Origin of the sequence: Moorena sp. SIO3I8, assembly GCF_010692325.1 — a bacterium.
GTDB lineage: Bacteria > Cyanobacteriota > Cyanobacteriia > Cyanobacteriales > Coleofasciculaceae > Moorena.
In genome coordinates, this window is the sequence record NZ_JAAHHW010000156.1 from 1 (window position 1) to 13,721 (window position 13,721).

A 13,721-nucleotide genomic window follows, 5' to 3' on the forward strand; every position below is an offset into this window, starting at 1 on the left:
CTCATTGGCAAAGGGGTCTGAGCTACCTGAAAATTGGTCTGCGCTGGCTAACGGGAGTCCTCCACAAAAGTCGTCAACTTTTAACACCCGTCCCCTTGCTACCCAAAGACCCGCAACCGTGCTAAGCTTGCTCAAAAAGCTCGTCAGGATTTTTACGTTCGCGTAGCGTGACTGCATGTCAATCGCATCTGGTTCTCACGGATTCAGTCGTTACAGTGTCGAGCCTGATACGTCTTGGTTTCACACAGATGTGTCAGGCAGCCAGGTAGGGAGTAGGGAGTAGGGAAAAGGGAACAAAAATTATCACAATTCATTTAGGATTGGTATATCAGTTATGAGGTACGCTTTTCAACCTCAAAGTCCCCCTTATTAAGGGGGATTTAGGGGGATCAAGTTGTACCTTATGGGATATAGAATTAAATAATAACTCAATACATGAAGCCGCACAACATGATTATCCGAGATGCAGAAATAAGGGATCGTGAGAGCGTGCGCTCCTTACATATATCGGCCTTTCCGATCGGGGAGGGTGATATTGTGGCAGGTCTGGCTGATGACCTCATCTCCAATATTACCGAGCCATGTACCCTATCATTAGTAGCGGTCGATGACAATGAAATAATTGGAAACGTTGCATATAGTCCTGTATTTATTGGCGAAAAACCAGATTTCCATGGGTATATTCTGGCACCACTCGCTGTTAAGCCAGAATGCCAAGGTAATGGTATTGGGAGTAAACTAATTGATGCTGGGATTAAGCGATTGGGTAGTATGAATGTGACTATTGTATTCGTATATGGTGATCCTAGGTATTATGAACGATTTGGCTTTAAGGCAGAGTTGGCAACACATTTCATTACTCCATATCCATTGGAGTGGCCTTTTGGTTGGCAGGCGCTCCTACTTGGCGAGATAGAGGAGCCAGATGCTGCTGTGAATATCAAATGCGTAAAGTCTTTAAATAATCCTAAACTATGGTGATAGGTTGGTAATATCAAGTCAGGGTTTTATAACGCTACGCGAAAGGCAAGAGGCAATAGGCAATAGGCAATAGGCAATAGGCAATAGCGATCACTGCATCAAGACAGGGAATCAACATCAAAGATGACTGTATATCATAACTGCGATAAACACTATAGTAATCTTAATAATTCATGAATAATAGTGGTTTTAGGAATAGCTGTAACTATTGTAAAGCCATGATTTTATAGTTTTAATAATTTACAAATTATTTAGGATTTATATAAAAATCAATTGTTATTAAAATTGCGTTTTTCAATCCATAAAAGCCTTGAATATTAAAGTTTATAGCAATTATTTGATACTAATTGCTCATAGCAAACCTAGGAGATAAGTCATACTTTAGTACCACTTTACTTAAATAAGGTTTTAATTGGTGTTTTAGAATCAGTAAGGCAATCTTTCTATCTAAGACTACACGTTCTTCCCGACTAATTTCGGGAGACCATAACCCTTCAGCTCCAGTCAGATAAACATCTGGCCTAAAAACTTCAAAGGTAGCTTCTATGTAGCAAGGCTTTGCCATTACATCTATTGTTCCCAGCTCGACTTCCTTGAGTAATCCTTTAAACACGGGTTGACCCGTTTTTACCTCAAAAACCCAAGCTGGAGTTTCCTCTGAACCCTTCGTTGTGATCTGAGGGTCAATGAACTGAAACTCATCGGTTGTTCCTCCTGTATTTTTTTGACCATGGTTACCTTTAACTCCAGGTTGATTTTTATTCCAAGAAGCCTCGACTTTACTGTGATTTTCCTTACTCTCTTGCTGTTTCCTCTCTTTCTCAACATCAGGGTCAAATGAGCCACTGAAGTTACGGGCTGCCAAAGGGATCTTGCCATTTTTCAGCCTTAGCCTGAGTTCTCCACCTTTGAGTCCGAAGCTAACTCGACCGAATGGCATCTGCACCCACTGTTCATTAAATTGAATAGTCAGGTATAGCTTCAATTGCTCTATCTTGCGAGATGAAAAAATCCCTGTCGAGACTGGCTCGACTTTAAACTCCATTGTCAGACAATCAGGAAATTTATTTTCCTCAAATAGTAGGATAAGCGGTTTCGCCACATCTCGGTGTTGTTTACCCAGCAAGGGTTTCTTCAGCTTTATGGTGTGCTTTTTCCTCAGCTTTGCGGTTTGCTGGTGCAGGGGTTCCGTTTCTTGGTAACGCCCCTGGCTTTTGTACAGTCCGCCCAGGTTGTTGAGGCTGTCTGCCACATCTGGGTGTTCTTCACTCAGCAGGCGTTTCCTTAGGTCTAAAGCTTCTTGGAAAAGGGGTTTGGCTTTTTGGTAGCGCCCCTGGCTCCAGTAAAGTCCCGCCAGGTTGTTGAGGCTGCTTGCCACATATAGGTGTTCTTCACCCAAGCGCTCTCTAACCGTTGATAAGCATTGCTGATACCAAGGCAAAGCTTGTTCGTAAGCGCCTTGACCCTGGTAAAAGCGGCCTAAGCCAATAAAAGGCCAGATTAAATCCTCGTCATTTAAGTAATCGTTGTGGTTAGTGACAACTTCCACCAGGTGAGGGATAGCAGGGGTAATTTCTATAATTTTTGATTGAGTTGGGGTCTCAGGAATATCCTTTGCTATTGCTACTATCGCTGAACAAAAGCCCCATTTTAGTTTTTCAATATCAGCTAATTCTTCCCCCTTGATACTCAAAAATTCTCTAATCCGTTCCTGAAGTTGGTAGGTATTATCATCCAACTGCTGGAGTAAATACTTTTGAACTAAGATATCCCGATTAACGACCAAATCAAAGTCCAAGCTAGCAGCCCTAGCCGCCTTTGATACTAATGACCATGGCATAGGCGCTAAAGCAAACAAACTCAGCAGAGCAGCCATGGTTTGAGCTGAAGACTGTAAACAATCCCAATTGAGTTCCAGCACAACATCTGTACCAGAGTCACCTTCTTGAGATTGCTTCTGCTCTAGGAGCAATAAAATTTCTTCTAGCATCATGTAGTCCCTGGCTTTGAGAACAGCCCTGCCAAAGTGTATAACGCTAAAGGTTCAAAGCTTACTTTTTTACAGAGTGTTTTGGCAAACTCTAGGTCTTTTTGATCAAACTCTTGCCTTAACAACTTTGCTAATAATTCTAGAGCCTCTGTTTCTGGTAATCCCCCTAGAGGAATTGACGCATAGGGTAACTGTGAGCTACGTGTAGTAATTAATACCCTAAATCGAGAACCCATGGGCGGTAAGTATTTTTCGATTTGCTCGATGTCAGTGACATTATCGAAAACTAATAAAACCTTACCTGGTTGCCATTTTTTCCAGCAATAAGCAAGTTGGCTAGCAATGCTGAGATTTTCAGGAATCTTAAAACTAGGAAAATCATTCACAATTGCAAATTCCGAGAGCTGGGTTACAATATCCACTCCCTGGAGATTTAACCAACAACAACCACCGGGATAATTTTCTAAATTGTACCAAGAGTATTGAATTGCTAGTTCTGTTTTTCCTACTCCCCCCTTACCTATAATATCAGTAATTGCTACAATATTATTTTGCTGTAATAGCTGATGTAACTCTTCCAGTGGCTGGTGTCTATCCACAAACTTACAGGCTTGAGTACTGGGTATATTGTGGGCAACCTCAAAGGGATTAGGATGATAATCCTCCTGATCACCATTCCAACTGCGACGATAAAAATAGGTTGGTAGTTGTTGTTTATTTAAACTAGCAAATTGTTGCTTAACCTGTTCAGCAACTACTGCCATATCTGGCAGCCAGTCATGATGCTCCAACGCTTCTCTTACCGCTTGGGAAAAGTATCCCGTTTTTGCGGAGGAGTTAACTCTGGCTTTCTCCCCTTCTCTCGTAGCTAGTAAAACAAACTGTTTACTGTCTTTCTTGGGTTGACCACTAGGAAACTGTTTCCCTCCCAAATTAGTTGGTCGCCCTTTTGACTCTAAAAGATAATTAGCACAAGCATCGACTATACAAATATGATGGGGAATTTTAAAAGCATCTGACCCTAAAAGCAGTAACAGGGAATTAAAATCTAGATTCTGCCAATTCGTTTTACTAGCATCAGCACAAAGTAGCCTGCGATTTCGCTCCGAAGTAATCAAACCATGACCTGCCCAAAATATAAACAGCAACTCTCCCGTTTTTTGGGACAGGTCATTAGTAATGATATTAACTAGATTATGCTCCGTTGCTGGCTCTGAATTTATATCAAATTCTTTAACAAGTTTACTATTACCGTTTAAGGGTGACAAACAGAGCCTGATATTATCTGTTGGCACTCCTTGTGATAACAACCAATCAGCAAACTTGATGGCATCATGAACGGGACCATTAACATTCCAGTTTGTTGCTTGATAGTGCTCGATACCGACAATCAACCCATAGGTTTGTTCTGGGTTAGCAGTAATAGTCATGGTAATCGTGGGATAATTGCCTTCCAGGTAGCAGGGTTTGTCCAATAAGCGCTGTGAGCTTGGGGAAAGGGTTGTTTACTGTCCACCAAAACATCTTGGACTTTATTAGGGAATAGATTAGCGCCAATGTAACTAAGGAAATCGCGTAAATCATAAATATTCAACCACTCCGGAAAAAAGTCGGGCAGAGGCTGACCAAATTCTAGGCTATATAAGGCATTAATTTCGTATAAAAACGGGGCTTGAGAACCCACTGTAATTAATAATGTCACCTGTGCCATTGGTTGAGTAACTAATAAATCAACACAAGCAATCCCTCCTAAACTATGGGCTAATATGACTACTGGTGGTTCAGCGTCTTCTATCGTTTTCTGGATAAAATCACGTATTTGCTGACCCCGACTTTGATAAAGTATAATGTCACCAGGTGTAGGAGTATTTGCTTCAGTAATTGCACCCCTTTTACTCCTCACCAAAGCTGTAGCTGGACTCGCCAACAAAGAAAGTGGTTGTTTGAGCCAGTCACCCAATCCCAAGTCTTCCTCCTTACCCAAAGCATCACTGAGTGATTTCACCAGTTGATCACGCAATTCCGGATTAGGAAGTATTATAGGATTCTGACTGTTCTGCTGACAGTCAAACATTGCCTGAGCAATAATTGCTCTTGCGATAGTATCATAACAGTCACTATCTGAATCAGAGACTTGGTTTAATACGTCTTGATAAACATCACTGCCAGTAACATGGCGTCGTGCCTGATCAAACCCCTCTGCTATGCCAGCTGCTTGTAAGTTAGCCTGCAATTCTCCAGTAGGAGTCAAAGCCAGCAACTGATCATGTAATTGATCACCTCGTTGTTCTCCAAAGGGATTACTATCAGCATTAGCGCTAGGTTGTAAAGACAACAATCCCAACTCATAAAGGGGATTCTGATATAACTGCTGCCAAAGAATAATTTCTTGCTCTTCTTCCTCTCCCTGATCCAGAGCTAAGGTAGCATCATACAACGGTATCGAAACCCCTTGAGCATTGAGCTTACTGCCAAATTGCTCACCCCAACAGCAAGGAACAACGGTAATATCCGGACGTTGTTTCGTGACAAAACCCTCAACTATCCTAAAGGTTTGCTCATAGGCAGCTTGCCTAACCCCTGTGCCATGGACAAATACGAGAGTTGTCATAGTTTAGAAGATAGTTGATCAATATCTATATATTTTACCCTCAGCGGTCAGCGGTCAGCGGTCAGCGGTCAGCGGTCAGTGGTCAGCGGTCAGCGGTCAGCTTATTTTATTCAAAAGCTGTTCGGTGTAGCTTGGCCACAGGCCCAAAGCTGATAGCACCTCAAGTAGCGTGTGCGTAGCACATTAGCTGATAACTGACCGCTGATAGCTGATAACTGACCGCTGATAGCTGATAGCTGATAGCTAATAGCTGATAGCTGATAGCTGATAGCTGAACGCTGATAGCTGATAGCTGATAGCTGATAGCTGATAGCTGACCGCTGTTCGCGTAGCGTGCGCGTAGCGCTTAAGCTTAGATAAAAAAAAATCGGTCAAGTGTTGGTTAACCCCAATGCTTGACCGAATTCTATTTTGTAAACCTAATTGAGTACAGCTTAGCTGTTATCAAATCCAAACAAAAACTGAATCAAGTAATCCATTCTTGTCAAGTTACTCAGTAACTGCTTTCCAGCAAGTACTGAGTAACCCTGTTTACATTATACCCCTCCGCAAAATAACTTGCAAAAAATAACCTCGGCAATTCTTGGCCGCCAGGGCGGCAAACCCTGGCAAACTCCTATCCTAGTCTAAGTACAAATACCGAATCAAAGTGGTCATCACCTCACCAGGATTTTCCGTAGGCTCCGGAGTGCTCCACTCATCAGGATAGGCGTATTTAAGGGCATAAATGGCATAAATAGTATGGCGAACTTGTTTAGGAGAACCGATCAAGATGTGCTTGACTTTCTTCGGTTTGCGACCTTGATTGTCAGGGTTTTGATTGTCATCGGAGTTGGGGTTAATGTTTTGATTCATGACTAGTTATTGTTTGAAAAGGTTGATAGTATTAATTTATCAATAAATACATAAAATGTCAAGGGGTTTAGAAAATTTTTTTTATTACGAAATATGGAGATTGTGGAGAGGGTGGTGAGTGTGATCATTGTGGAAATTATCAGATATAAAATATTTGTATTTTGTTGATTTTTATGATAACATAAATTCTGTTATTATCAGTTATGTAGGGTGCGTTAGGGACGGGTTTGCCCTGATTTTATCCGTAGTCAGTGTTGGGACATTCCGTCCCGTAACGCACCACTTCCTAGATTTTTTGAAAGCTTGTAAACTGATGTTTATAGCGGTTTTTAGTCTAATCAGCTAAAGAGGATTGTTTCCCTATTGCCTATTGCCTATTGCCTATTGCCTATTGCCTATTGCCTCTTGCCTGCTCCGCTGTATGGGATGATATTAATACCTTTGTGGAATGGGCATCTTGCCTGTTCCCACTGGGTGCATCTCAATGCATGCTGTTTGAACCTGTGGTGCGTTACGGGACGGACTGTCCCAATACTGGCTACTGATAAAATCAGGGCGAGTCCGTCCCTAACGCACCCTACCCAACTTTTTTACTGATGGTGGAATGGGCATCTTGCCTGTTCCCACTCTTATCATTATCGGGGAGAAAAATTAGTGGACAGCAGAAAATACGCTGCAGCAACCCAGCGCAACCGGGAAGCAATTTTACAAGTACTTTTAGAGATATTACCAGCCACTGGCACAATTTTAGAAATTGCTAGCGGTACCGGAGAACACGCTATCTATTTTTCACAACAGTTAAACCCTCGAAAATGGATTCCTTCGGATATCGATGCTTCCCTCCGTGAAAGTATCATCGCCTGGGCTAACCATTCCCCTAGCGATAACCTCCATCAACCCCTTGATATTGATGTCAGTCAGCCAGTTTGGAAAGTAGAAACGGAAATACTATCAGAAATACCAGATATTGTAGCGATGGTGAATATTAATATGATTCACATTTCACCATGGTCTACTTGTCTAGGATTAATCGCAGGTGCTGGTCGTATCCTTTCATCAGGAGATATTCTATATTTATACGGTCCCTACAAACAAGGTAATAAACACACTGCACTTTCCAATGCTGATTTTGACTCCTATTTACGACAACAAAACCCAGAATGGGGAGTACGTAATTTAGAAGATGTTGTAGAGGTTGCCAGTAATCATAATCTCATCCTTGAAAAAACTTACCAAATGCCAGCTAATAATCTTTCGGTAGTATTTAAACATACCTAAGTAAATAAAATTAATCGTAGGGTGGGCAGTGCGTAATATAAATTTCCAAGCCTGTAGTAGCTTTGATAAGCACTGCCCACCAACAGTAAATAAAATTAATCCTCAGAATCGTAGGGTGGGCAGTGCATAAAACCAATTTCAAAGGTTACCATCAGTATGATACTTACTGCCCACCCTACATCAAATGAAATAATTGAAAATTGCTATAATAAAATTAAGCATTTAAACCGAAAATTCTATGATTACAGTTACACGAGAAGAAATTGAGCAATTTCGGTATCAATTGGCAAATTATCCAGAGGCTTTGGCTGCCCTAAATGAGATAGAAGAAGAGGAAGGAGATTTGGAGTATGCGACTGAAATTATAGCTTCGGAAGCCGGAATCGACAGAATAGATATAAAAGAGAGTTGGTTGCAAAATTTAGCCAGGCGGTGTCGCCATATAATTTGTCAAGATGAATTTAGAGACGATCGACTTGCTGGAGTAACTACTGCGTTGGTTGCATCTCTAGCTGCATCTGGTAATTTGCCTCTGGCATTGGCGACTCCAGTAGCTATTTATATAGTTAAGATTGGAGTCAAAAGTTTCTGCAATGAAGAGGAAATAATAAACCCTAAATATTATCCATTAGCACAAGAATTGATTGCCGATAATCAAGGTAATATCCAGAAAGTAGTCATTAATTTTCAGGACTATAAACGTTTAATTGAAAGCTTTGAAGATGAAGGACTATATCGTGCTATGATGGAAGTTAAAGATGAAACCCCATTAAGTTTGGAAGAAGCATTAGCAGAACTAGATCAGGAATGAAAACCGAATATCTTCCAACCTTGTCTTGATGCAGTCGCTCATGGGGGAAACCCCCAAGACCGCGCTGCATCGCTTATTAAAGATATTAAATCTCTGAAAAGCACCCCCGTTTATAGGACAATTAAAAAGTTGACATTTCAGGATATTCTCTCCTGTCACAATCTTAGGGATATCAACAACATCAAAAAATTAAAAGGAGAAGATAATGCCTATCGAATTCGTGTAGGGGATTATAGAATTGGCTTTTTCCTAAAAGGCGATACTATCATATTCTCCCGTGTTCTCCATAGACGAGAATTTTATCGTTATTTTCCTTAAAGCAATATAAAATTATAGATCAAGCGATCGCTAAAATTTAGGGTGAGTGGGCATAATCGTAGGGTGGGCAGTGCCTAAGACCAATCCCAAAGAATCGTAGGGTGGGCAGTGCATAAAACCAATTTCAAAGGTTACCATCGGTATGATACTTACTGCCCACCCTACATCAACTTACTGCCCACCCTACATCAACTACTCCCTACTCCCTACTCCCTACTCCCTTACGATCAAAATTGCTCAGGATCAATATTAATATAGATATCCTTCAACTCAGAATAGACATCCAACGCTTCTGTGCCTGGTTCACGGGTACCATTACCGGATTGCTTGAGTCCACCAAAGGGCATATGGGGTTCACTGCCATAGGTACCGGCATTCACTACAGCTACCCCAGTTTGGACTTTCTCACAAAACCGTACTGCACGGTGGATGTTGCGAGTGTGAATCGAAGCAGTTAAGCCATAGGGAGAATCGTTAGCAAGAGCAAGAGCTTCCTTAAAGTCTTTGACCCGATAGAGACTAGCAATCGGACCAAATAATTCACATTGAGAAATTTCCGCGTGGGGGTCTACATTCTCTAGCAGGGTCGGTGCCATATAGAAACCAGTAGCATGGTCAGGGTCTGTTAAGCGATCGCCTCCCACCAACACCGTTGCTCCTGCTTGCTGTGCCTGTTTCACCGCTGCAATCATGTTAGTCAACTGTTGCTCATTAATCACTGGACCAAGGTCATCCTGATCAGTCGGACCTAATTTTAATTCCTTAGTTTTCTCCACTAATTGGTCACGGAATTGATCATAGATGCTGTCAAAGACAATGATTCGACTAGCAGAAGCACAACGTTGACCAGCATTACTGAACACTGAGAGTAAGGTCCACTTGATGGCATTGTTCAAATCCGCATCATCACACACGACCAAGGGATTCTTACCCCCCAACTCCAGGGATACCCTGCCAAAGCGCTCCCCAGCTACCCGTTGCACAATTCGTCCTACTTCTGTAGACCCGGTAAAGCTAACCACAGCCACATCATTATGAGCAACCAAGGGAGCGCCCGCTTCTTCACCATATCCCTGAATAATATTGAGTACACCAGGGGGTAACCCAGCCTCTTTAGCAATTTGTCCAACTATCCAAGCCGTGGCGGGAGTGTCTTCTGCTACTTTTAATACAGCGCTATTGCCACAAACCAGGGCTGGAAAGATTTTCCAGGCTACATTAGCAATAGGAGTATTGGCCGCAATAATTAATCCAGCAACTCCGAGGGGTTGACGCACAGTCATGGCATATTTATTAACCACACCGCTGGTAGTGGTGCGACCATACAACCGTTGTCCTTCACTAGCGTAGAATAATCCTAATGCGATCGCACCGCCAGTTTCTCCATAAGCTGAACCATAGGACTTACCGGTTTCCGCTGCTACTATCTTGGCAATCTCCTCCTGACGGGCTTTCATCCCCAGGACAATCTCGTGTAAGATAGCACCCCGTTGTACCGGGGGAGTATCAGCCCAAGCCGGTTGAGCCTGTTTAGCTGACCTTACCGCTTGCTCAATATCTGCTGCTCTTGAGCGAGCCACCTGACATAGCACTTGACCATTAGTGGGGTCTAGCTTATCAAACCATTCTCCTGTGACTGCTGCTATTTGTTGACCATCAATCCAGTTCAAGACTTGGCTCGGTAAATAGTCTTGTGCCATTATTTTTTACCCCTTGAGGGAACAGGGAGTAGGGAACCAGTCTAATCTACCACACGGTAAAACCGCCATCGACTCGGAGTTCGATACCTGTGACATAGGCAGAGGCATCGGATGCCAGAAACACTAATGGGCCAAGTAAATCCTCAAACTCGGCCATCCGTCCTAGAGGAACGCGATCGCAAAATTGACCTTTGAATTCCTCATCCTGTCCACCCAATACTCCTCCCGGAGAAAGGGCATTAACCCGGACACCAAAGGGTCCCCAGTGGGTAGCAAAGTACCGGGTTAAATTCACCAGTGCTGCCTTCGATGCCCCATAGGCAGGGGGTTTCAAAAAAGGAGGGTCGCACTCCAGATGCTCATAAAACCGGGCATCAGGAGATACGCTCCCATACAACGAACCGATATTAATGATTGAACCTCGTCTAGCTTCCACCATCGGGCTACCGAAGACTTGGGTCACCTGGAATGCTCCCAAGACATTCACCTCAAACACCTTGCGGCAAATCTCTAGGGGGATCTCGTCCAAGCTATAGGTTGTCACTGGACCAGGAGGTTGGTCAATCCCAGCATTGTTGACAATCACGGCAGGAATGCCCATGTCAGTCAGGATGCGATCGCGGATTGTAGTCATGGAAGTGCGATCGCATATATCACCCCGCTCCAAACACAAACGAGTCTTGGGATAATGCCCTTGAAGTGTCTCAAAGGAGCTTGGCACCTGAGCCAATGGTAGGTCTATCCCCACAACCGTTGCGCCAGCATCCAATAATGCCCGACTCCACACCGGTCCAAGTTTACCTAAGACTCCAGTCACAATAGCGATTTTGCCAGAGAGGTCAAAATAGTTCACAAAGCCAACAACACCCTACACAGCAACCTGTTCAACATTTTCCACCAACCCAGCCAACGTAATCGACTCATCCACCCTTAGGGGTTTGGTTAAGACTTTACCAATTACATTGTCCAATTCATAGGGGGGTAAACCATCCCCTGGGGATTTCATCGCGATATCCTCTGGCTTTAAAACATGTCCTGCAGGTAAATTATCCGCAGCCACCAGTTTTTTCCCCATCTTGAAGTAAGCAGGACGTTCATTCAGGTGTACTTTCTTCACCCCATCCCCAAAGGCTTGGCGAGTGCGTCTGAGGTCTCTTACCATCTTGCGCAACCCTGTCGGTTCTAACGAGAAAGCATGGTCTGTTCCTTTCATCGCCCGGTTCAGGGTAAAGTGTTTCTCAATCACACGAGCCCCGAGAACATAAGCCGCCACTGCCATAGCGATACCGTTATCATGGCTAGATAGACCAATCACAATATCACTGAACAGTTCCCGATAGGTCTCGATCACCTTCAGGTCAAGTTCTTCAAAGTCCGCTGGATAGCTTGCCGTACATTGGAGGATACACAACTGGGGATTAATCGGCATAATCGCATCATAAACCCGTTGCACATCTTCTAAAGTAGCTGCACCGGTGCTAACGATCATCGGCTTCTGGAATTGGGCAACATGTTTAATTAGGGACAAGCTCTTAAGGTCTCCAGAAGCGATCTTATAGGCTGGCATATCCAACTCACCCAAAAAGTCCGCACTCGGAATATCAAAAGCAGTAGAGAAAAACGTAATCCCTACTTCTTCAGCATACTTTTTCAGTTCCTGATATTCGTAAGCACCAAATTCTAGAAACTCCCGATGCTCACCGTAGGTCAAACCAAAACTATTTTCATGGTCATAAGGTCTGTCAAAAGCAGCTTTAGTGTAAAGCGTACGATTGTCTCGTTTTTGTAACTTTACCGCATTCGCTCCGCATTCCTTAGCAATCCGGAACATTTCTTTACACTTTTCCAAGCTACCTTGATGGTTATTCCCAATTTCAGCAATTACAAAGCAATCGCTATCATCATTAATTTCAAAGCCATTAATAGTCAGTCTTCGGGACATTTTACACTCCTACAACCAATAAATTCCTATCGGTTTTTCACCACTGTCCAATGGTTTACCATTAATTAGCTAGGATTTCAATACGTATTTATCTTTTTCTCAGCATTTAGCCGTCAGCCGTCAGCCGTCAGCCTTTAGCTGATAACTGATAGCACCTCAAGTAGCGTGGCACAGGCTTCTAGCCTGTGATTTAGTGCATTAGCTGATAACTGTTCGCGTAGCGTGCGCGTAGCGCTTAAGCTGATAGCTGATAGCTTACCGCTGATAGCTTACCGCTGATAGCTTACCGCTGATAGCTATCAGGATAACGGCTCGACTTGAAATGATCTCGGTCGTAGATATCCTGGACAATGTTGAATTAAGTGATAACTTTTACCTTGAGTAGTCATCGGATCAGTGATACTAATATACCGACTGGTCATGATATTGTGCCAATCCCGAGGGATGAGATTCCAGAAGATCGGTTGGTCTGAATTGTAGTGTTGATCAAACCCGATACCTTTACGAAACAATGCCCAAAGATACTTTTTCAGTTGCCATAACCAACCTGCTTTAGCATACTTTGAGTACCGTTCCGCATAAAGGGCTTTATACTGCTTTTGCCTCTCCATCATTTGGGCATATTCTGGAGAATTAGGATCCGAACTCCAATTCCGGTAATGATGAATAGCAATTTTTTTAGTATAAACGATATCATGCCCTGAAAATAAAACTTTCGTGGTCAAATCCGGATCAATGCCATAATCTCGAAATACTTCACAGAATCCACCCACCTGTTTTAATACTGAAGTTCTCAGCACACCTTGGTTAACATTTAATACACCAACTACTGAAACACCACCGATGTAAGGGGCACTCACGAAAGGCCCTTGTTTATCCCTGACTTTCAGAGCTACCATCCCGATCTTCGGCTTTTCCTCAAGTATTTTTACCGCCGTATCTAGACCCTGGTTAACGATTACATTATCATCACTGACCCAACACACATAGGGAGTATCTACCAGTCTGAACACATCATTATAGGCTTTAGCTTGACCAAGCTTTTCGCCCACCAAAACCGGAATCACCTGTGGATTTTCCGATGCGATCGCATTTAAGTACTCAATAGTGCCATCATCAGACCCCGCATCAGTTACATAAATTTTTGTAGGGGTTGATGTTTGTTCAAGAATACTAGTAATACATTGCTTCAGAAGACTCAATCGATTATAGGTACCAACAACAACAGAAAGTTA

At 43.0% G+C, this 13,721-nt stretch carries 13 protein-coding genes and 1 pseudogene; 6 read left to right on the forward strand and 8 right to left on the reverse strand.

Features of this window, described 5'->3' with window-relative positions; genetic code table 11:
• The first annotated feature begins 450 nt into the window (after window positions 1-450).
• Window positions 451-981: an N-acetyltransferase gene (locus F6K51_RS32410; RefSeq protein ID WP_293028623.1), complete on the forward strand. Its 531-nt coding sequence runs from the start codon at window positions 451-453 to the stop codon at window positions 979-981.
• A 343-nt stretch (window positions 982-1,324) separates the two neighbouring features.
• Here the strand turns inward: F6K51_RS32410 and F6K51_RS32415 are convergent, their stop codons facing one another.
• From F6K51_RS32415 to F6K51_RS32430, 4 genes are all read right to left on the reverse strand, one after another.
• A complete protein-coding gene (locus F6K51_RS32415) occupies window positions 1,325-2,974 on the reverse strand; it encodes a tetratricopeptide repeat protein (protein WP_293028597.1) in 1,650 nt (549 codons plus the stop codon).
• The gene (locus tag F6K51_RS32420) at window positions 2,971-4,446 is read right to left on the reverse strand and encodes a caspase family protein (protein ID WP_293028598.1); all 1,476 of its coding nucleotides are present in this window, start codon (window positions 4,444-4,446) and stop codon (window positions 2,971-2,973) included. The genes F6K51_RS32415 and F6K51_RS32420 overlap by 4 nt, the downstream gene beginning before the upstream one ends.
• Window positions 4,398-5,582 (reverse strand): hypothetical protein, encoded by a 1,185-nt coding sequence (locus F6K51_RS32425; RefSeq protein ID WP_293028599.1) that lies wholly within the window; start codon window positions 5,580-5,582, stop codon window positions 4,398-4,400. Before F6K51_RS32425 ends, F6K51_RS32420 begins: the two co-directional genes overlap by 49 nt.
• A 621-nt stretch (window positions 5,583-6,203) precedes the next feature.
• Window positions 6,204-6,437: a hypothetical protein gene (locus F6K51_RS32430; protein ID WP_293028600.1), complete on the reverse strand. Its 234-nt coding sequence runs from the start codon at window positions 6,435-6,437 to the stop codon at window positions 6,204-6,206.
• Window positions 6,438-6,814: 377 nt separating this feature from the next.
• Here F6K51_RS32430 and F6K51_RS32435 point away from each other — a divergent pair, with 377 nt between their 5' ends.
• The 5 genes from F6K51_RS32435 to F6K51_RS32455 all read left to right on the forward strand — a co-directional run bounded on the left by F6K51_RS32435 (window position 6,815) and on the right by F6K51_RS32455 (window position 9,102).
• Window positions 6,815-6,982 (forward strand): hypothetical protein, encoded by a 168-nt coding sequence (locus F6K51_RS32435; RefSeq protein WP_293028602.1) that lies wholly within the window; start codon window positions 6,815-6,817, stop codon window positions 6,980-6,982.
• Between the two features lie 109 nt (window positions 6,983-7,091).
• Window positions 7,092-7,715, forward strand: a complete 624-nt coding sequence (locus F6K51_RS32440) for a DUF938 domain-containing protein (protein WP_293028605.1) — start codon at window positions 7,092-7,094, stop codon at window positions 7,713-7,715.
• Window positions 7,716-7,953: 238 nt separating this feature from the next.
• On the forward strand, window positions 7,954-8,526 hold the full coding sequence (locus tag F6K51_RS32445) for a hypothetical protein (RefSeq protein WP_293028608.1): 573 nt from the start codon (window positions 7,954-7,956) through the stop codon (window positions 8,524-8,526).
• A 120-nt stretch (window positions 8,527-8,646) separates the two neighbouring features.
• Window positions 8,647-8,844, forward strand: a complete 198-nt coding sequence (locus F6K51_RS32450) for a type II toxin-antitoxin system RelE/ParE family toxin (RefSeq protein ID WP_365940448.1) — start codon at window positions 8,647-8,649, stop codon at window positions 8,842-8,844.
• A gap of 108 nt (window positions 8,845-8,952) precedes the next feature.
• Window positions 8,953-9,102, forward strand: a complete 150-nt coding sequence (locus F6K51_RS32455) for a hypothetical protein (protein ID WP_293028611.1) — start codon at window positions 8,953-8,955, stop codon at window positions 9,100-9,102.
• On the opposite strand, the gene F6K51_RS32460 is transcribed toward F6K51_RS32455, so the two are convergent.
• From F6K51_RS32460 to F6K51_RS32475, 4 genes and pseudogenes are all read right to left on the reverse strand, one after another.
• Window positions 9,072-10,544, reverse strand: coding sequence for an aldehyde dehydrogenase family protein (locus F6K51_RS32460; protein WP_293028614.1), 1,473 nt, complete (start codon window positions 10,542-10,544; stop codon window positions 9,072-9,074). The genes F6K51_RS32455 and F6K51_RS32460 overlap by 31 nt on opposite strands.
• Window positions 10,545-10,590: 46 nt before the next feature.
• Entirely contained in the window at window positions 10,591-11,397 is an 807-nt protein-coding gene (locus F6K51_RS32465; RefSeq protein WP_293028617.1) for an SDR family oxidoreductase, read from the reverse strand.
• Window positions 11,398-11,412: 15 nt separating this feature from the next.
• Window positions 11,413-12,486: an N-acetylneuraminate synthase family protein gene (locus tag F6K51_RS32470; protein WP_293028620.1), complete on the reverse strand. Its 1,074-nt coding sequence runs from the start codon at window positions 12,484-12,486 to the stop codon at window positions 11,413-11,415.
• Between the two features lie 299 nt (window positions 12,487-12,785).
• Window positions 12,786-13,706: pseudogene (locus F6K51_RS32475) on the reverse strand (glycosyltransferase); the annotation flags it as partial.
• Window positions 13,707-13,721 lie beyond the last annotated feature (15 nt).